General features: G+C 72.6%; 14 protein-coding genes. 10 read left to right on the plus strand and 4 right to left on the minus strand.

All coding sequences use genetic code 11. The features are described 5' to 3' along the window. The first annotated feature begins 22 nt into the window (after positions 1-22). The 5 genes from ACWDY5_RS26990 to ACWDY5_RS27010 all read left to right on the plus strand — a co-directional run bounded on the left by ACWDY5_RS26990 (position 23) and on the right by ACWDY5_RS27010 (position 7,133). Positions 23-457, plus strand: a complete 435-nt coding sequence (locus ACWDY5_RS26990) for a winged helix-turn-helix transcriptional regulator (RefSeq protein ID WP_449724963.1) — start codon at positions 23-25, stop codon at positions 455-457. 97 nt (positions 458-554) lie between these two features. Next, positions 555-4,220: a chromosome segregation protein SMC gene (gene smc, locus ACWDY5_RS26995; protein ID WP_449724964.1), complete on the plus strand. Its 3,666-nt coding sequence runs from the start codon at positions 555-557 to the stop codon at positions 4,218-4,220. A gap of 54 nt (positions 4,221-4,274) precedes the next feature. Then, positions 4,275-4,952, plus strand: a complete 678-nt coding sequence (locus ACWDY5_RS27000) for a hypothetical protein (protein ID WP_449724965.1) — start codon at positions 4,275-4,277, stop codon at positions 4,950-4,952. A gap of 48 nt (positions 4,953-5,000) precedes the next feature. After that, positions 5,001-6,557 (plus strand): phytoene desaturase family protein, encoded by a 1,557-nt coding sequence (locus ACWDY5_RS27005; protein ID WP_449724966.1) that lies wholly within the window; start codon positions 5,001-5,003, stop codon positions 6,555-6,557. A 162-nt stretch (positions 6,558-6,719) separates the two neighbouring features. Then, on the plus strand, positions 6,720-7,133 hold the full coding sequence (locus ACWDY5_RS27010; RefSeq protein WP_252481981.1) for an LppU/SCO3897 family protein: 414 nt from the start codon (positions 6,720-6,722) through the stop codon (positions 7,131-7,133). Positions 7,134-7,200: 67 nt separating this feature from the next. Here ACWDY5_RS27010 and ACWDY5_RS27015 read toward each other — a convergent pair whose 3' ends face one another. The 3 genes from ACWDY5_RS27015 to ACWDY5_RS27025 form a co-directional block, all read right to left on the minus strand. Next, positions 7,201-8,724 carry a sodium:solute symporter gene (locus tag ACWDY5_RS27015; RefSeq protein WP_449724967.1) on the minus strand — a complete coding sequence of 508 codons (1,524 nt, stop codon included), beginning with the start codon at positions 8,722-8,724 and terminating at the stop codon, positions 7,201-7,203. A 15-nt stretch (positions 8,725-8,739) separates the two neighbouring features. After that, positions 8,740-9,936, minus strand: a complete 1,197-nt coding sequence (locus ACWDY5_RS27020) for an anhydro-N-acetylmuramic acid kinase (protein WP_449725004.1) — start codon at positions 9,934-9,936, stop codon at positions 8,740-8,742. A 120-nt stretch (positions 9,937-10,056) separates the two neighbouring features. Beyond that, positions 10,057-10,755 (minus strand): hypothetical protein, encoded by a 699-nt coding sequence (locus tag ACWDY5_RS27025; protein ID WP_449724968.1) that lies wholly within the window; start codon positions 10,753-10,755, stop codon positions 10,057-10,059. A gap of 82 nt (positions 10,756-10,837) precedes the next feature. Between ACWDY5_RS27025 and ftsY the strand changes: the two genes are divergently transcribed. From ftsY to ACWDY5_RS27045, 4 genes are all read left to right on the plus strand, one after another. After that, positions 10,838-12,142 carry a signal recognition particle-docking protein FtsY gene (gene ftsY, locus ACWDY5_RS27030; RefSeq protein WP_449725005.1) on the plus strand — a complete coding sequence of 435 codons (1,305 nt, stop codon included), beginning with the start codon at positions 10,838-10,840 and terminating at the stop codon, positions 12,140-12,142. Between the two features lie 137 nt (positions 12,143-12,279). After that, positions 12,280-13,617 (plus strand): ammonium transporter, encoded by a 1,338-nt coding sequence (locus ACWDY5_RS27035; RefSeq protein ID WP_449724969.1) that lies wholly within the window; start codon positions 12,280-12,282, stop codon positions 13,615-13,617. Beyond that, on the plus strand, positions 13,614-13,952 hold the full coding sequence (locus tag ACWDY5_RS27040; RefSeq protein WP_252481985.1) for a P-II family nitrogen regulator: 339 nt from the start codon (positions 13,614-13,616) through the stop codon (positions 13,950-13,952). The genes ACWDY5_RS27035 and ACWDY5_RS27040 overlap by 4 nt, the downstream gene beginning before the upstream one ends. A 13-nt stretch (positions 13,953-13,965) precedes the next feature. Further along, entirely contained in the window at positions 13,966-16,347 is a 2,382-nt protein-coding gene (locus tag ACWDY5_RS27045; protein ID WP_449724970.1) for a [protein-PII] uridylyltransferase, read from the plus strand. Here the strand turns inward: ACWDY5_RS27045 and ACWDY5_RS27050 are convergent. After that, entirely contained in the window at positions 16,344-16,982 is a 639-nt protein-coding gene (locus ACWDY5_RS27050; RefSeq protein ID WP_449724971.1) for a TetR/AcrR family transcriptional regulator, read from the minus strand. The genes ACWDY5_RS27045 and ACWDY5_RS27050 overlap by 4 nt on opposite strands. Positions 16,983-17,342: 360 nt before the next feature. On the opposite strand from ACWDY5_RS27050, the gene ACWDY5_RS27055 reads away from it, so the two are divergent. Beyond that, positions 17,343-17,939, plus strand: a complete 597-nt coding sequence (locus tag ACWDY5_RS27055; protein ID WP_449724972.1) for an AAA family ATPase — start codon at positions 17,343-17,345, stop codon at positions 17,937-17,939. Positions 17,940-17,999: the final 60 nt, after the last annotated feature.

Genomic DNA, 17,999 nt, shown 5'->3' on the forward strand with positions numbered 1-17,999 from the left:
AAGATCAAGTAAGGTCAAGCCCATGGCGGGTAGGCCCAGCTTCACCGGTGTCGCAGGTTCGGTCGCGCGCGCAGTCGACGAGATCGGCGACCTCCAAGTCCTGCTCATCCTGGAACAACTCTTCGCGGGCACCAGCGACCAGGTCGAACTGCGCCGTGGCCTGGGCATGAAGGCAGAGGACTTCGACCCGCTGCTGGCCTACACCGTCGAACACGGCTTCGTCCGCCGCCGCCCGCGCCCGGAAAGCGGCGCCATCGTCTGGGAGTACGTCGCCACCGAGAAGGCCGAACCCCTCCGCGAGGTCCTCTCCGCACTGGACCGCTGCGGCCTGGCCTGGCCAGCGCTCGGCGACGTCCGGCTGCCCCGCGCCGCCCGCCGCGGCGGCGCGAGGGCCAAGCCGGACGGGCCGGAGGACGAGGTCAGCCGGGTCGTGCCGTTCCCAAGGCCGATCAGGTAAACCCCGGCACACCAGCCCGGTTCCGACCCCCGAACGGCTGACCTGGGTACCCTCTCCCGGATACCCCACCGGTGAGCGCGGGAAGGAGCGGGCGCACGTGCACCTCAAGAGCCTGACGCTGAAGGGCTTCAAGTCCTTCGCCTCGGCCACCACGCTGCGCTTCGAGCCGGGCATCACCTGCGTCGTCGGCCCGAACGGCTCCGGCAAGTCCAACGTTCTGGACGCGCTGGCCTGGGTGATGGGCGAGCAGGGGGCGAAAGCCCTGCGGGGCGGCAAGATGGAGGACGTCATCTTCGCCGGGACCTCCGGGCGGCCGCCGCTCGGGCGGGCCGAGGTGACCCTGACCATCGACAACTCCGACGGCGCGCTGCCCATCGAGTACACCGAGGTCAGCATCACCCGCCGGATGTTCCGCGAGGGCTCCAGCGAGTACGAGATCAACGGCACCCAGTGCCGCCTGCTCGACATCCAGGAACTGCTCTCCGACTCCGGCATCGGGCGGGAGATGCACGTCATCGTCGGGCAGGGCATGCTCGGCCAGATCCTGCAGTCGCGGCCGGAGGAGCGCAGGGCGTTCATCGAGGAAGCCGCGGGGGTGCTCAAGCACCGCAAGCGCAAAGAGAAGGCCATTCGCAAGCTGGACGCGATGCAGGCCAACCTCACCCGGCTCACCGACCTCACCGCCGAGCTGCGCCGCCAGCTCAAGCCGCTGGGCAAGCAGGCCGAGATCGCGCGCAAAGCCCAAACCGTGCAGGCCGACCTGCGGGACGCGCGGCTGCGACTGCTCGCCGACGAGCTGGTCACCCAGCGCACCGACCTGGCCAGGGAAGAGGCCGACGAGGCCACCGCGCGGCGCAGGCGGGCCGAGGTCGAGCAGATGTTGCAGCTCGCCCAGTCCGAGCAGAGCGAGCTGGAGGAGCGCCTCGCGATCGAGGCGCCGATGCTGGCCAACGCGCAGGAGACCTGGTACCGGCTCTCCGCGCTGGAGGAACGGCTGCGTGGCACGGTCCGGCTGGCCGCCGAACGCGCCCGGCACCTGTCCGCGCCGGTGGAGGCCAGCCGCGGCGGACGCGACCCCGACGACCTGGAACGCGAGGCCGAGGAGGTCGCGCTCCAGGAGGCCGAACTCCAGGAAGCGGCCGAGATGGCCGCCGAGGCGCTGACCGTCGCGCAGGCCACCCGCGCGGAGTTCGAGCAGGCGCTGAAGAACGCCGAGCGCGCGCACCTGGCCGCCATCCGGGCCATCGCCGACCGGCGGGAGGGCCTGGCCAGGCTGGCCGGGCAGGTCGAGGCGCTGCGCAGCAAGACCGGCGCCACCGCCGAGGAGATCGAGCGGCTCTCCGTCGCGCTGGCCGAGTCGCGGGAACGCGCCGAGCTGGCCCAGGTCGAGCTGGAGGAGGCCAAGGCCGCCAGCGGGATCGAGGAGGACGACGACACCGGCATCGGCGAGCGCCAGCAGGCCACCCAGGCCGCGCACAAGCAGGCCCGCGCCAGGGTCGAGGAGCTGGTCACCGCCGAGCGCAAGGCCGAACGCGAGATCGCCTCCTGGAAAGCCAGGGTTGACGCGCTCTCCCTCGGCCTGACCCGCAAGGACGGCGCGGGCGCGCTGCTGGCCGCCGGCTCCCGGCTGCCGGGCCTGCTCGGCTCGGTGGCCGCGCTGATGACCGTGGAACCCGGCGCCGAGGTGGCCATGGCCGCCGCGCTCGGCCCGGTCGCCGACGCGGTCGCGCTCACCGGCACCAGCGACGCCATCGCCGCGCTGGAGCTGCTCAAGACCTCCGACTCCGGCCGGGCCGGGCTGCTGGTCGGCGCCAACCAGGTGCTGCCGGACCGGGCGGGCTGGCCGCAGCTGCCGCCCGGCGCGCGCTGGGCGGTAGACCTGGTGCACGTGCCGCAGCAGCTGCGTCCCGCACTGTTCCGGGCGCTGGACCGGATGGCCGTGGTGGACGACCTGCCCGCGGCCGGCGCGCTGGTCAGGGCGCATCCCGAGGTCCGGGCGGTGACCACCGAGGGCGATGTGCTCGGCGCGGACTGGGCGGTCGGCGGCTCCGGCCGCAGCCAGAGCGTGATCGAGGTGCAGGCCGCGGTGGACGAGGCCCGCGAGCAGCTCGCCGAGGCCGAACGCAGGCTGGAAGCCACCGGGGCCGCGCTGGAAGGCGCCCGCGCCGAGGAGAAGGCCCGGCGGGAGGAGGTCGGCCTCGCCCAGGAAGCGGTCAACGACGCCCGCGTGCAGCGCGCCCGCAGCTCCGAGCGGCTGGCCAGGCTGGGCCAGGCCGCCCGCTCCGCGCTCGCCGAGGCCGAGCGACTGGAAGGCCAGCGGGCCAAGGTCGAGCACTCCCGCGAGGAGAACCTGACCCGGCTCACTGAGCTGGAGGAACGGCTGCTGGAGGTCGAGGGCGAGCAGGAGACCGACGACGAGCCGGACACCAGCGCCCGCGACGAGATCGCGTCCAACCTGGCCACCGCGCGGCAGGAGGAGATGGAGGCGCGGCTGGTCCAGCGCACCTCCGAGGAACGCGCCCGCGCGCTGCTCGGCCGGGCCGACTCGCTGCGCCGCGCCGCCCGCGCCGAACGCGAGGCCAGGGAACGCGCCGAACGCGCCCGCGCCGCCCGCGGCCGGGGCGCCACCGTGGCCAACGCGGTGGTCTCGGCCGGCGAGACCGCGCTGGCCCGGATCGCGCACTCGCTGGCCCGCGCCGCCGCCGAACGCGACGCCGCGCAGGTGCGCAAGGCCGAGCACGAGGGCCTGCTGGGCAAGGTGCGCAACCGGGTCCGCGAGCTGGGCACCGAGCTGGAGAAGCTGACCGACGCGGTGCACCGGGACGAGGTGCTGCGCGCCGAGCAGCGGCTGCGCATCGAGCAGCTGGAAACCAAGATCGCCGACGACTTCGGCATCGGCCTGGACGACCTGGTCACCGAGTACGGCCCGATGGCCTTCATCCCGCCCAGCGCACTGGAGGTCGCCGAGTACGAGGCGGCCAAGGAGCGCGGCGAGGAGGTCACCGCGCCGCAGCCGATGCCCTATGACCGGCCGACCCAGGAGCGCAGGGCCAAGCGGGCCGAACGCGACCTCGCCCTGCTCGGCAAGGTCAACCCGCTGGCGCTGGAGGAGTTCGCCGCGCTGGAGGAGCGCTACAAGTTCCTCTCCACCCAGCTGGAAGACCTCAAGGCCGCCCGCCGCGACCTGTTCAACACGATCAAAGAGGTCGACGAGCGGATCCTGGCCCTCTTCGCCGACGCCTATGAGGACGTGGCCAGGGAGTTCGTCCAGGTCTTCCAGACGCTGTTCCCCGGCGGCGAGGGCAGGCTGCTGCTCACCGACCCCGAGGACCTGCTCACCACCGGCGTCGAGGTCGAGGCCCGCCCGCCCGGCAAGAAGGTCAAGCGGCTGTCCCTGCTCTCCGGCGGGGAGAAGTCGCTGACCGCGGTGGCCATGCTGGTCGCGATCTTCCGCGCCCGGCCCTCGCCGTTCTACATCATGGACGAGGTCGAGGCCGCGCTGGACGACACCAACCTGCGCAGGCTGATCACGCTGTTCAGCCAGCTGCGGGAGAAGTCCCAGCTGATCGTGATCACCCACCAGAAGCCGACCATGGAGATCGCGGACGCGCTCTACGGGGTCAGCATGCGCGGCGACGGCATCAGCCAGGTGATCTCGCAGCGGATGCGCGGGATGGACACCGCCGCGCCCGCCGCCGAGGAGCCCCCGGCGAAAATCACTCCGGAAAACGAAGCCACGGCGGAACCGGCGCCCGCCTCCTGACCCTCTAAGGTCACGCGCATCCGGAACCGCACCCACTCGGGGGAGAGCACCTTCGTGAACCAGCCCTACGGCCAGCAGCCTTACCAGCAGGGCCAGCAGCCCTTCCCCGGCCAGCAGCCGCCTTACCCCGGTCAGCCGACCGGCCCGCAGCCCATGCCCGGCCAGCCGTTCCCCGGCCAGGCCCCCGGACAGCCGTACCAGGGACCGCAGAGCGGCGGTTTCCCGGCGCAGCAGCCCCCGCCCGGCGGCTACCCCGGCGGACCCGGCGGCCCTGGCGGCTACCCCGGGGGTCCCGGTGGCTACCCCGGCGCGCCCGGCATGCAGCCGCAGCCGCAGCTGCCGCCGCCCCCGCCCGGTCAGGGCCGCCTGCTGCTGGACACCTCGTTCTTCCCGCTGGCGTTCATCCTCAACTGGTTCAAGCCCACGCTGATCATCAACGGCAGGCCGGGCCCGATCAACTGGGGCCAGACCCCGATCGACCTGCCGCCCGGCCAGTACCACGTGAAGGTGTTCTTCCGTTACATCTTCATGGACGCCGGACCGGCCGAGGCGATGATCCCGATCGGCGAGGGCCAGACCGTGCCGGTGTTCTACAAGGCCCCGGCGATCATGTTCGTGGACGGCGCGATCGGCCCGGTGCCGCAGCCCATCCGCGGCATCGGCGCGATGATCGGGATCATGGCCGCCATCTTCCTGCTGGCCTTCCTGATGCCGCTGCTGATCCTGCTCTGATCCTTCGCCGCTATCGCCGGGCCCGCCCGCTCGGCCACGATCGCTGTCATGAACGGACACAGCGATGTGATCGTGGTCGGCGGCGGGCACAACGGCCTGGTCGCGGCGGTGCTGCTGGCCAGGGCCGGGCGGTCGGTGCGGCTGCTGGAACGGGCCGGGCACCTCGGCGGCGCGTCCGTCGGCAACCGGGTCTTCACCGGTCAGCCCGCCCGGCTGTCCCAGTACTCCTACCTGGTCAGCCTGCTGCCGGACGCCCTGGCCGCTGAGCTGCGGCTGCCGCTGGAGCTGCGGTCCCGCGCGGTGTCCTCCTACACGCCGGTGCGCCGCGGCGGCCGGGACCTGGGCCTGCTGGTCGAACGCGAGCCCGGCCCGGCCACCGAGGCCTCCTTCGCCGAGGTCACCGGCTCCTCGGCCGCCTGGACGGCCTGGCAGCGCTTCTACCGCAGGGTGGACGCCTTCGCCGCCGCGGTCGGGCCCGCCCTGGACGGTCCGCTGCGCAGGCGGCGCGAGGTGCGGGACCGGGTGACCGCGCTGGCCGGCGCGCAGACCTGGGACGACCTGGTGGAGCGGCCGCTGTCCGAGGTGCTCGCGCGGGAGTTCGCCGACGACCTGGTGCGCGGGGTGGTCGCCACCGACGGCCTGATCGGCATCGACACCTCGCTGCGCGACCCCGGCCTGGCGCAGAACCGCTGCTTCCTCTACCACGTGGCGGGCAACGGTTCGGGGGAGTGGCGGGTGCCGGTCGGCGGCATGGGCGCGCTGGCCGACGCGCTCACCCTGGCGGCGCGGGCGGCCGGGGTGGAGATCCACCTGGACAGCGCGGCGGAGTCGGTGCGGGAGCACGGGAACCGGGTCGAGGTGTCCACTGTGGACGGCGCGACGCACACCGCGGGGCACGTGCTGGCCGCGGTCGCGCCCTCGGTGCTGGAACGGCTGCTCGGCCGTCCCGCGACCGACCCGGAGGGCAGCCAGCTCAAGGTGAACCTGTTGCTGCGCAGGCTGCCCCGGCTGCGCAGCGGCGCCGACCCGCGCCAGGCCTTCGCCGGGACGCTGCACCTCGGTGAGTCCTACACCAAACTGGAGGCCGCGCACGCCCTTGTCGCGCAAGGGAAACTGCCCGATCCGCTGCCCTGCGAGGTCTACTGCCACTCGCTGACCGACCCGTCCATCCTGGGTCCGCTGGCCGCCGAGGGCTACCACACGCTGACCCTGTTCGGCCTGCACGCGCCGGCCCGTCTCTTCCGCGCCGGGACCACCCGCGAGCAGGCCACCGCCGCCGCGCTGGCCGCCCTGCAAGCCTGCCTGGCCGAACCCCTGGACGAGGTGCTCGCCCTGGACGCCGAGGGCAGGCCCTGCGTGCAGGCGGCCACCCCGGTGGACCTGGAGGCCGACCTGGGCATGCCCGGCGGGCACATCTTCCACGGCGACCTGAGCTGGCCGTGGCTGGCGGACGACGAACCGGCCGAGACCCCGGCGCAGCGGTGGGGGGTGGCGGTGCCGGGCCAGCGCCGGGTGCTGCTGGCCGGCGCGGGCAGCCGCCGCGGCGGCGGGGTCAGCGGACTCGGCGGTCAGGCCGCCGCGCGTGCGGTCGTCGAAAGCGGCTGAGTTCCGCACCTGCGGCACCAAGTCGGAGGGCCTTTGTGCTGGTAGCGGGCCTTTCCGGTCTCAAGCAGGTAACGCAATCGCCTGCGATTTGTGCCTTACGTGACAACATGTCACCATTGCGCGTCGCCCATGTGGGCGAACCTCAACAAGGAGACACTGGGGATGACTAACCCACAGCCTGACGCGCCTCAGGGCCAGCCCGTTCCGCCTGCCGCCGAGCAGGCGCCGGCGCCGAAGAAGAAGAGCGTCCTGCCCAAGGTGCTCGGCATCGTGCTGGTGGTTCTGGTCGCGGGTGGTTTCGCGATCTACCGCTACATGAACTCCGCCAGCAGCGCCCAGGTCGGCGACTGCCTTTCCGGCCAGCTCACCTCGCAGGAGAGCAACAAGCAGCTGAACAAGGTCGACTGCGGCTCAGCCGAGGCGACCCTGAAGGTGCTCGGCCGCGTGCCCGACGTCAAGGACCCCGACGTCAAGGAAGAGCTCTGCGCCCCGTGGCCGGACTTCGAGGGCTACTACTGGGAGGGCAAGCGCGGCGGCAGCGGCGCGGTCCTCTGCGTGCAGCAGATCAAGAAGTAACGGCTTCCAGCCAAGCGAATGGCGCCGGCCTCGAAATGAGGCCGGCGCCATTCGTCGTTCTGCCGGACTAAGCCGCCTTTGCCGCGCTGGCGGGTTCTTCGTCCACCGGCGCGGGCGGGCGCGGATGCCGCAGTGACAACAGCCCGCCCACGATCAACGTGATCGCCACGCCCATCGGCGGATACCACGGGAACGCCAGCCCCTTGGTCCCGCTGAGCACCGGCGGCAGGATGATCGCCACCATGGTCAGCACGGTCACCAGGAACGCGATGATGGCGTCCGCCTGCCGGGCCCGTTTCACGATCAGCCCCAGCAGGAACGCGCCGAGCAGCGCGCCGTAGGTGTAGCCGGTGATGGACAGGCCCTGTTCCACCAGGGTGTTGCCGCGCGCGGTGAACTGCGCGAACAACCCGGCGAAGACGATCAGCATGCCCGCCCAGACCAGCGTCCAGATCCGGCCCTGGCGGAGCAGGTCGGCGTCGGAGAGCTCGCGCTTGACCACCCGCGCGTAGACGTCGGTCACCGTGGAGGAGGCCAGCGCGCCGAGCGAGGAGCTGAGCGCGGCGGCCAGGATGCCCGCGATGACGAACCCGGACAGACCGCTGGGCAGCTCGGTGACGATGAAGTTGGCGAACAGCTCGTCGTTGTTGTTCAGCCCCAGGTCCTGCACCGGCTTGGCCGCGTTGTAGAAGGCCCACAGCATCACGCCGATGAACAGGAACAGGGCGAACTGGACGAACACCACCACGCCGCTGGCGATCAGCGCCTTCTGGCTGGCCCGGACATCGCGGGTGGCCATCAGCCGCTGCACGATCAGCTGGTCGGCGCCGTGCGAGGCCATGGACAGCACCGCGCCACCGATCACCGCGGTGACCAGCGCGTACGGGCTGTACAGCGGGTCGGAGGTGAAGTCGAAGATCTGGAACTTGTTGGCGTCGAAGGCCTTGCCGAGCCAGTCGCCGGGCAGCCGGTCGGCCAGTGCCCAGATCACCACGCCCGCGCCCAGCAGGTACCAGAGCATCTGGATCGCGTCGACCCAGACCACCGCGCGCACCCCGCCGAAGAAGCTGTAGACCACCATCGCGATGCCCAGCACGAACACGATGGTCCAGTAGCTGGCTTCCACGCCGTAGGCGCCGAGCACCACCTTCACCGGGATCGCGGTGGCGAACAGCCGCAGCCCGTCGGCCAGCAGCCTGGTGAACAGGAAGGTCACCGAGGCGGTGGTGCGCAGCCCGTCGCCGAACCGCTTGCCCAGGAAGGCGTAGGCGGTGACCAGGTCACCGGCCACGTACTTGGGCAGCAGCACGAAGGAGACCACGATCCGGCCCAGCAGGTACCCGATGGCCAGGGACAGGAAGGTCATCCCGCCCGCGCCGGGAGTGGCCAGGTAGGCCACCGTCGGCACGCTGAGCACGGTCAGCGTCGAGGTCTCCGCGGAGACCACGGACAGGCAGACCACCCACCACGAGATCTTGCCCTCGCCCACGAAGTAGTCGTTGGCCGACTTCTGCCTGCCGCCGATCCAGATGCCCAGCAGCGGCATGCCCACCAGGAACACCGCGATGATGGCCAGGTCGAGACTGCGCACGTCCCACCTCCTGCTCTAACCGCCGGTTCGCACCGGCTCCCCAGTGATGTGCCCCCCGTCGGCCCCCGTGTTCCCCTGGACGCAGCGCAGCGCGACCGGTTGCCGCGACCACGGCTCCGGCAGGCGCAGCGCGGTGCGCCCCGGGGTGATGCTGCCCAGCTGGCGCGGGCCGACCGCTCCTGTGGTGGCCGGCAGGTTGCCGGGCTGACCGCAGAAGGTGAGCAGGCCGAGCAGCGCCGCAAGGTAGCCCTCCTTGCCGTCAGCAGGCAGTCCCTCGGCCGCGCTGGTGACCAGCTCAGCCGGGGCGAGATGCCTGCTCAGAGCGGCCATCAGCGTGGCGTTGTGCACCCCGCCTCCGGAAGCCACCACCCGGGTGGCCTCTTGCCGTTCACACTCCCGGGCGACGGTGCGGGCGGTCAGCTCGACCAGCGTGGCGAGCAGGTCCGGTCCCTCGGGCGGCTCGGCCACCCGGTCCAGGGCCGCGCGCAGGTAGCCGGCGGTGTAGTGCTCCTTGCCGGTGGACTTCGGCGGCGCCAGCTCGTAGTAGGGATCGGCCAGCAGGTTCGACAACAGGCCCGGGTGAGGGGAGCCGATGGCGGCGAGCCGGCCCCCCTCGTCGCGCTCGCGACGTTCCGGTAGCAGCCGGGTGGCCGCGTCAAGCAGCGCGTTCCCCGGACCTGTGTCGTAGGCCAGCGGCGGCAGACCGCCACCGACCACGCTGATGTTGGCGATGCCGCCGAGGTTGAGCGCGATCGTCCGCGCCGCCCGGTGGCCCAGCCAGAGCTGGTCGAACAGGCCGACCAGCGGCGCGCCGTGCCCGCCGGCGGCCACGTCCCGTGCTCGCAGGTCGGCCACCACCGGCAGTCCGGTGGCCTCGGCGATCCAGGCGGGCTGGCCCAGCTGCAAGGTGCCCTCGCAGCGGCCGTCCTGCACCCAGTGGTAGATCGTCTGCCCGAGCGAGCCGACCAGGTCGGCCCGCCCGTCGCAGAGTTCAGTCAGCCCGCGCAGCGCGGCCACCCCGAAGGCCCGGCCGACCATGGTGTCCAGCCGGCACAGCTGCCGGGCCGAACACTCCGCGGGCGGCAGCGCGGCCAGCAGTTCGGCGCGCAGCTCGCCGGGATAGGCCAGCTCGAGGCAGCCCAGCGGGCGCAGCTCCAGCCAGCCGTCGTCATCCATGCGGAACTCGGCCGCGGCCACGTCGATGCCATCCATCGACGTGCCGGACAGCAGCCCGAGCACCCGCCAAGATTTCACAAGATGTGGTCTATTGCATGGCGGAAGTTTACGCAAGACTGCGTTGAAGCCGCTGACGCAGTTGATAGCGAGTCGAGATCAGCCGGTCAGCGCGGCCACCAGCTCCTTGCCCTTGGGCAGCATGTCGTCCCGGCACTGGTCGATCTCCGGGCCGTGGGTGGCCCCGCCGGGAATGCCCGTGCCCTCCTGGTGCAGGGTCACCAGCACGTTGCCGTCGGCGAAGCGCCCGTAGCAGCCGTTGCCGCCGGTGGACTTGGGGAACAGCACGTTCTCCCCCTCCACCCGGTCCGCGGCGGACTTGTCGATGGTCAGCCAGTACTGGGCGCCGTCCTTGGTGCCGTTGTGCTGGGGCTGGCTGTCGCTGCGGAACAGGGTGATCTCGGCCCGCAGGTTCGCCTCCGGCTGCCGGGATCCCCAGTAGCAGCGGACATCCACCGTCTGCAGGTCGCCCTGGCCCCTGGCGGCCTGGGTGGCGGTGGTCTTCTTCGAGTTCGCCGGTTCCAGGGCGGGGAACAGGGTGAGCTTGGCGTGCAGCGCGGCGCAGTCGGGCAGGTCGGCGTGCTTGTCAGCGGGACCGGCCGCCGCCGCGGCGGTGTCCTCCGGGGTGTCGGCGGAGCCGCCGGAGGTGAGCGCGACGACCACGCCGATCCCGGCGACCAGCAGCACGGCCAGGCCGACCGCGAGCGCGATCATCGGCCCGTTGGACTTCTTCGGCGGCTGTGGGTAGCCGTAGGGCGGTGGGTACTGCGGCTGCTGCTGGTACGGACCCGGTTGCATGGTCATCATCCTGGCCCAGAGGCCACTCCGGCGAGGGCCGAACCGCCCATGATGCGAGGATGGGTCCGTGTCTGCCGAAGTCATGATCTGGATCGCCGTCGCCGTCGCCGCGGTGCTGCTCGTCGCGCTCGTCACCGGGGTCGTGCTGGCCCGCCGCCGCCGGGTCAGCCTCGCCGAGCAGGACAAGCCCGTGGTCGAGGGCCGTCCGGGCTACCAGGCGGACCGCAAGATCAGTTTCGCGCCGGGCGGGGAGACCGCCACGGTCACCGAGCCGGAGCCCGAGCCACACCCGGTGACCGAGCGCACCGAGGTCGACGGCCAGCCCGGTGTCGGCGACGACGCCGCGGTGCCCAGGGACACCCCGCGCCGGGACATCGTGGACGTGCCGCTGCCGCCGGCCGCGCAGGCCCCGGCCCCGATCGAGCCGATCGTGGTGGCCCAGACACACCCGGTGCCCGAGAACATCGAGCCCGCCGCCGGTCGCCTGGAGCGGCTGCGCGGCAGGCTGGCCAAGTCCCGCTCCGCCTTCGGCCAGGGCCTGCTCGGCCTGCTCGGCGCGGGCGACCTGGACGAGGACTCCTGGACCGAGGTCGAGGACACCCTGCTGCTGGCCGACCTGGGCGCGGCCACCACCGCGGAGATCATCGAGCGGCTGCGCGCGGAGATCGTCACCCGCGGGGTGCGCACCCCGGAGGCGGCCCGCGCGGTGCTGCGCGAGGTGCTGGTGGACGCGCTCAAGCCGGAGATGGACCGCTCGGTGCGCGCCCTGCCGCACGACGGCCGCCCGGCGGTGCTGCTGGTCACCGGCGTCAACGGCACCGGCAAGACCACCACCACCGGCAAGCTGGCCAGGGTGCTCGTCGGCGACGGCCGCACCGTGATCCTGGGCGCGGCGGACACCTTCCGCGCCGCCGCCGCCGAGCAGCTGGCCACCTGGGCCGAGCGCGCGGGCGCGGAGATCGTGCGCGGCAAGGAGGGCGCGGACCCGGCCAGCGTGGCCTTCGACGCGGTCAAACGCGGCGTGGAGGCGGGCGTGGACGCCGTGCTGGTGGACACCGCAGGTCGCCTGCACACCAAGACCGGCCTGATGGACGAGCTGGGCAAGGTCAAGCGGGTGGTGGAGAAGCAGGCCAAGGTGGACGAGGTGCTGCTCGTGCTGGACGCCACCACCGGCCAGAACGGCCTCACCCAGGCCAGGGTGTTCTCCGACGTGGTCGAGGTGACCGGCATCGTGCTGACCAAGCTGGACGGCACCGCCAAGGGCGGCATCGTCTTCCAGGTGCAGCGCGAGCTGGGCGTCCCGGTCAAGCTGGTCGGCCTCGGCGAGGGCCCGGACGACCTGGCCCCGTTCACCCCGGGCGCGTTCGTGGACGCCCTGCTCAGCTGAGCGTGTGCGCTGCGCGCAACGCAGCCGTAACACCGGCATCGGCACAGTTCACTTCGGTGAAACCTCCGGCGTAACCGGACGAAACACCGCCTCTCGATCCTTCACCGCAACGTGGCAGGCACGGGAGGACTACGAGAATGAACCAAGGCGACACCGCCTGGGTGCTGATCAGCGCCGCTCTGGTGCTGCTCATGACGCCGGGGCTTGCGTTCTTCTACGGCGGCATGGTGCGCGCGAAGAGTGTGCTCAACATGCTGATGATGAGTGTCGGCAGCATGGCCGTGGTCGGCGTGCTGTGGATCCTGTACGGCTACTCCTTCAGCTTCGGCAAGGACGTGGCGGGTGGCTGGCTGGCCGACCCGGCCGAGTTCTTCGGCCTCGATGGGCTGATGAGCCCGGAGGCGGTCTCGGGCACCATCCCGACGCTGGCCTTCGTCGCCTTCCAGGCCATGTTCGCGATCATCACCGTCGCGCTGATCTCCGGCGCGATCGCCGATCGCACCCGGTTCGTGCCGTGGCTGGTCTTCGCCGCGATCTGGGTCACCGTCGTCTACTTCCCGGTCGCGCACTGGGTCTTCGACTTCGACGGCAAGGACGCTGACGGCAACGTCACCGATCCCGGCGGCTGGATCGCCAACCAGCTGGGCGCGATCGACTTCGCCGGTGGCACCGCGGTGCACATCAACGCCGGCGCGGCCGCACTGGCCCTGGTGCTGGTGCTCGGCAAGCGGCGTGGCTGGCCCAAGGAGCCGATGAAGCCGCACAACCTGCCGTTCGTGGTGCTCGGGGCCGGTCTGCTGTGGTTCGGCTGGTTCGGCTTCAACGCCGGTTCCGCGCTGGCCGCCAACACCACCGCCGCGGTCACCTTCGTCAACACCATCGGCGCCACCGCGGCGGCCACCGTCGGCTGGCTGGTGGTGGAGCGCTTCCGCGACGGCAAGCCCACCACCCTGGGCGCGGCCTCGGGCATCGTGGCCGGTCTGGTCGCCATCACCCCGGCCTGTTCCGCGGTCAGCCCGATCGGCGCGCTGGCCATCGGCGTCATCGCCGGTGTGGTCTGCGCCCTCGCGGTGGGCCTGAAGTACAAGCTGGGCTACGACGACTCGCTCGACGTGGTCGGCGTGCACCTGGTCGGCGGCCTGGCAGGCACCCTGCTGATCGGCCTGTTCGCCACCGACGCGGCCCCGGCCGCGGTCAAGGGCCTGTTCTACGGTGGCGGTTTCGAGCTGCTGGGCAAGCAGGCGGTCGGCGCGTTCGCGGTGCTCGCCTACTCCTTCGTGCTCTCCTTGCTCATCGGGTACCTGATCAAGGTCACCATCGGCTTCCGGGTCGAGGCGGAGGCCGAGGTCGAGGGCATCGACGACGCCGAGCACGCGGAGAGCGCCTACGACTTCGCCACCTTCGGCGGGCGGGGCGGCGCGTTCAAGCCCACGGGGTCCGCATCCACCGCGTCCCTTGAGGAGAGCAAGGCATGAAGCTGGTAACCGCGATCGTCAAGCCGTTCACCATCGACGACGTGAAGGCCGCGCTGGAGCAGCTGGGCGTGCTCGGCATGACCGTCAGCGAGGTCCAGGGCTACGGCAGGCAGAAGGGGCACACCGAGGTCTACCGCGGCGCGGAGTACGCCGTGGACTTCGTGCCCAAGATCCGCATCGAGGTGCTGATCGACGACACCGGGGTGGACAAGGTGGTCGACGCGATCGTCGAGTCCGCGCGCACCGGCAAGATCGGCGACGGCAAGGTGTGGGTGACCTCGGTGGACACCGTGGTGCGGGTGCGCACCGGGGAACGCGGCACTGACGCGATCTGAGGCGGAGCGTCGCATGAGCGCAGGGATCAGCGAGTCGGTCGGTCCCGCCGCGGGCGACCTGGTGCGGGCGCGGCAGCTGCTGCTGGCGCCCGCACCGGGCCACCGCAAGCTGGCCGCGGAGCCACTACGGGCGGCCCTGGTGGACCTGCACGACTTCTGGCTGGCCGCGCACGCCGGGCTGGCCGGGATCGGCGGGGCGGGCAGCGGCACCGCGCTGGTCGCGGTGGGCGCGCTGGGCCGTCGCGAGCTGGCCCCGTACTCCGACCTCGACCTCGTTCTTGTCCACAATGGACGGACCGAGGTGGGTGCGCTGGCCGACCGGCTGTGGTACCCGCTGTGGAACTCCGGCATCGGCCTCGACCACTCGGTGCGCACCACCGCCGAGGCGGAGAAGGTGGCAGGCGCGGATCTGCGCGCCGCACTCGGCCTGCTGGAGGTGCGGCACCTGGTCGGCGACCAGTCGCTGTCCGACCGGCTCGCCGCCGGGGCCAGGCAGTCCTGGCGGGCCGGCATCCGGAACCGGTTCGAGGAGCTGGTCGAGGCGGTCGAGACGCGCTGGCAGCGCTCCGGCGAGGTCGCGCACCGGGTCGAACCGGACCTCAAGAACGGCAAGGGCGGCCTGCGCGATGTGAACCTGCTGGACGCGCTGGCCGCCACCCAGCTGGTGGACCGGCCGGGCCGGGAGGTGCGCGAGGCCCGCACGCTGCTGCTGGACGTGCGCACCGAGCTGCACCGGGCCTGCGGCAAGGCCCGCGACATCATCCGCGCCGAGGACGGCGACGAGATCGCCCTCGCCCTCGGCCTGCCGGACCGCTTCGAGCTGGCCAGGCTGCTCTCCGCCACCGGCCGCACCGTGGCCTACGCGGTGGACGTGGCCCTGCGCACCGCACGCAACGCCTTGCCGCGCAAGGGTTTCGCCGCACTCAGCAGCCGAGCCCCGTGGAACCGCGGCCCGGCGCGCCGGCCACTGGACGACGGGGTCGTGCTGCACGGCGGCGAGGTCGCGCTGGCCCGCGACGCGGTGCCGGCCCGCGATCCCGGCCTGCTGCTGCGGGTGGCCGCCTCGGCCGCGCGCACCGGCAGCCCGATCGCCGCGGGCACCCTGGCCCGCCTGGCCGACTCCGCGCCCGAGCTGCGCCGCCCGTGGCCCAGCGAGGCCAGGCAGGAGCTGCTCGCCCTGCTCGGCTGCGGCCGCGGCCTGATCGCCGTGGTGGAGGCGCTGGACCGCACCGGCCTGTGGGGACGGCTGTTCCCGGAGTGGGGCGCGGTCCGCGACCTGCCGCCGCGCGATGCCGCGCACGCCTGGACGGTGGACCGGCACCTGGTGCACGCGGTGGCCAACGCGGCCCGGCTGGCCACCACCGTCTCCCGCCCCGACCTGCTGCTGCTGGCCACCCTGCTGCACGACATCGGCAAGGGCCGCGAGGGCGACCACTCCGAGGTCGGCGCCGCGCTGGCCACCCAGGTCTGCGAACGCCTCGGCCTCTGGCCATCCGACATCGCGATCGTCGCCTCGGCCGTCCGGCACCACCTGCTGCTGCCGCACACCGCCACCCGCCGCGACGTGGAGGACCCGGCCACCGTGCACCGCGTGGTGGACACCCTGGGCGGCGACCCGGTGGTCCTGGAGCTCCTGCACGCCCTCGCCGAGGCTGACTCGCTGGCCACCGGCCCCGGCGTGTGGACGGAGTGGAAGGCCGCGCTGATCGCCGACCTGGCCCACCGCTGCCGCGCCGCCATGGCGGGGGAGCAGCTGGCAGGACCGGGCCCGCTGCCCGCCGAACAGGCCGAGCTGGCCGAGTCCGCGGTGGCCACCGGCAAACCGCACGTGGTGATCACCCCGGCCGGGCACACCGCCACGGTCACCGTGCTGGCCCCCGACCGGATCGGCCTGCTGTCCCTGGCCAGCGGCGTGCTCGCGCTGAACTCGCTGGAGGTGCACGCGGCCGAGGTCAGCGCGCACGCCGGCGCGGGCGTGGAGACCTTCACCGTGTCCCCGCGCTTCGGCACCCTGCCGGATGCCGCGCTGCTGCGGGAACAGCTGGTCAAGGTGCTCGACGGCACACTGTCCCTGGCCGACCGCCTGGCCGCCAAGGAACGCGACTACGGCGGCCCGCCGGAGGAGATCGCCCCGCCCAGGGTGCTGTGGTTCGACGACGAGGCCAGCGGCGCGGTGGTGATGGAGCTGCGCGCCACCGACCGGATCGGCCTGCTGCACCGGATCGCCGCGGCCCTTGAGGCCTGCAAGGTCGACGTCCGCTGGGCCAGGGTGGCCACCCTGGGCGGCACGGTTGTCGACTCCTTCAGCATCACCACCAGCGACAACGGCCTAGCCGAGCCGGGCAGCCCAGCCCGCCGCAAGATCGAGAAGGCGGTGCTGGCCGCCGCCCGTTAACCGCGCACCGCGCGCGAGACCAGCTCCGCCACGGTGTCGGCGTAGTCCCGGTCCAGCGGTCCGTGCCCGGTGAACAGCCGGTAGTGCAACGGCCCGAACAGCAGGTCCAGCACCGCCTCGGCGTCCAGCCGCGCGTCCAGGCCGCTGAAGGCCAGCGCCAGCCGGACCGGCTCGCGCCGCGGCCGGAACCAGCGCTCCCGCATGGCCTGGGCGAGCTCGGGGTCGTGCTGCGCCGCGCCGAGCAGCTCACGGAGCCGGTCCCCGAGCACGGTCCCGGCATAGAGCCGCACGAACCGCCGCGCCAGCTCGCGCAGCACTGCCTCCAGCCCCGCCCCCGCTGCCAGCCCCGCTTCCGCCGCTTGCCCCGCCCCCGCGACCTGCCCCGCCCCTGGTGCCCGCCCAGCCCCCGGCGGCGGCCCGGCCTCCCGCCGCGACCGCGCCAGGAACGCCTCCAGCACCACCTCCCCCTTCCCCCGCCACCACCGGTACACCGTCTGCTTCCCCACCCCCGCCCGCGCCGCGATCCGGTCCACCGTGATCCCGCCCCACCCGTCCGCCGCCAGCAGCTCCCAGGCCGCGTCCAGCACCGCCTGCCGCGCCCGCTGGTCCCGCCGCAGCGGATCAGGACCCGGCATCGTCTTCCCCCTGCTCAACGACCTGCCACGAGACGAGTCGTCTCGCGCCACGGGTCAAGCTACCCCTCCGTACCGGGCGTGCCGCTGCCTAGCGGGACGTAGGTGGTTCCACCCAGGCCGGATCACGGTCCATCACGCTGCGCTGACCTGCGCGAATCGGTCAGGCTGAGCACCGTGACGCGGTTCGGGGACCACGGTGGGGAGCCGTGGCAGGAGGCCAGAGCGTCACCAGCGGAGAGCCGGTGGCGGCCCGGCAGAGGGGTCCAGGCCGCCACCGGTGCTCTCCAGGCAGAACCTGTTGACTGGCTGTCGATGGGCTGTGGGCGGAACGTCCGGGTTACCCCCGTACGTTCTTCAGTTGTGGACAGCACCGGCGTCACCTCCAGCCGCCCCGGCATCGGACCACTCGTGGTCCGCGCCGGCCCCCGCGACCTGATGCTGCTGGCCGGCCTACCCGGCGCGGGCAAGTCCTCGCTGCTCCGCAAGCTGCGCGCCAGCGGCCCGTACACCGTGCTGGACTCCGACCAGGTCCGCGACCCGCTGGCGGCCCGGCTGCCGAACCTGCCCTACCGCTGCTACCGCCCGCTGGTGCACCTGCTGCACCACCTGCGCATCATCTGGGCCGCCTTCGCCACCAGGGGACCGGTGCTCGTGCACGAGCCCGCCACCAGGGTGGTCACCCGGAGCTGGCTGTCCGTGCTGGCCCGGCTCACCGGCCGCACGCCGCGGATGCTGTGGCTGGAGGTCACCCCCGAACAGGCGCGCGCCGGGCAGCGCGAGCGCGGCCGGGTCATCCCCGCGCACTCCTTCGCCAAGCACGTGCGCCGCGCGCTGCGGATCAGCGCCCGGCTCACCGCCGGACGCCCGCTGCGGGGCTGGCCGAAGGCCACCGTGATCTACCGCAGTGACGTCGCCAACGGGCTGAAACTGGAGTTGGTGGGTTCGCGGTCGAGCTGACGGCTAGCCTTAGGGGCAGGAACTCTGTTGCCATCCTGACCCCGCTGGAGCCCGTGACCC

Source organism: Crossiella sp. NPDC003009, from assembly GCF_053591555.1.

Excerpts from the sequence above, each read along its gene's own strand:
- ACWDY5_RS26990 (WP_449724963.1), top strand. The coding sequence starts at position 23 with ATGGCGGGTAGGCCCAGCTTCACCGGTGTCGCAGGTTCGGTCGCGCGC.
- ACWDY5_RS27005 (WP_449724966.1), top strand. The coding sequence starts at position 5,001 with ATGAACGGACACAGCGATGTGATCGTGGTCGGCGGCGGGCACAACGGC.
- ACWDY5_RS27010 (WP_252481981.1), top strand. The coding sequence starts at position 6,720 with ATGACTAACCCACAGCCTGACGCGCCTCAGGGCCAGCCCGTTCCGCCT.
- ACWDY5_RS27020 (WP_449725004.1), bottom strand. The coding sequence starts at position 9,936 with ATGGATGGCATCGACGTGGCCGCGGCCGAGTTCCGCATGGATGACGAC.
- ACWDY5_RS27025 (WP_449724968.1), bottom strand. The coding sequence starts at position 10,755 with ATGCAACCGGGTCCGTACCAGCAGCAGCCGCAGTACCCACCGCCCTAC.
- ftsY (WP_449725005.1), top strand. The coding sequence starts at position 10,838 with ATGATCTGGATCGCCGTCGCCGTCGCCGCGGTGCTGCTCGTCGCGCTC.
- ACWDY5_RS27035 (WP_449724969.1), top strand. The coding sequence starts at position 12,280 with ATGAACCAAGGCGACACCGCCTGGGTGCTGATCAGCGCCGCTCTGGTG.
- ACWDY5_RS27040 (WP_252481985.1), top strand. The coding sequence starts at position 13,614 with ATGAAGCTGGTAACCGCGATCGTCAAGCCGTTCACCATCGACGACGTG.
- ACWDY5_RS27045 (WP_449724970.1), top strand. The coding sequence starts at position 13,966 with ATGAGCGCAGGGATCAGCGAGTCGGTCGGTCCCGCCGCGGGCGACCTG.
- ACWDY5_RS27050 (WP_449724971.1), bottom strand. The coding sequence starts at position 16,982 with ATGCCGGGTCCTGATCCGCTGCGGCGGGACCAGCGGGCGCGGCAGGCG.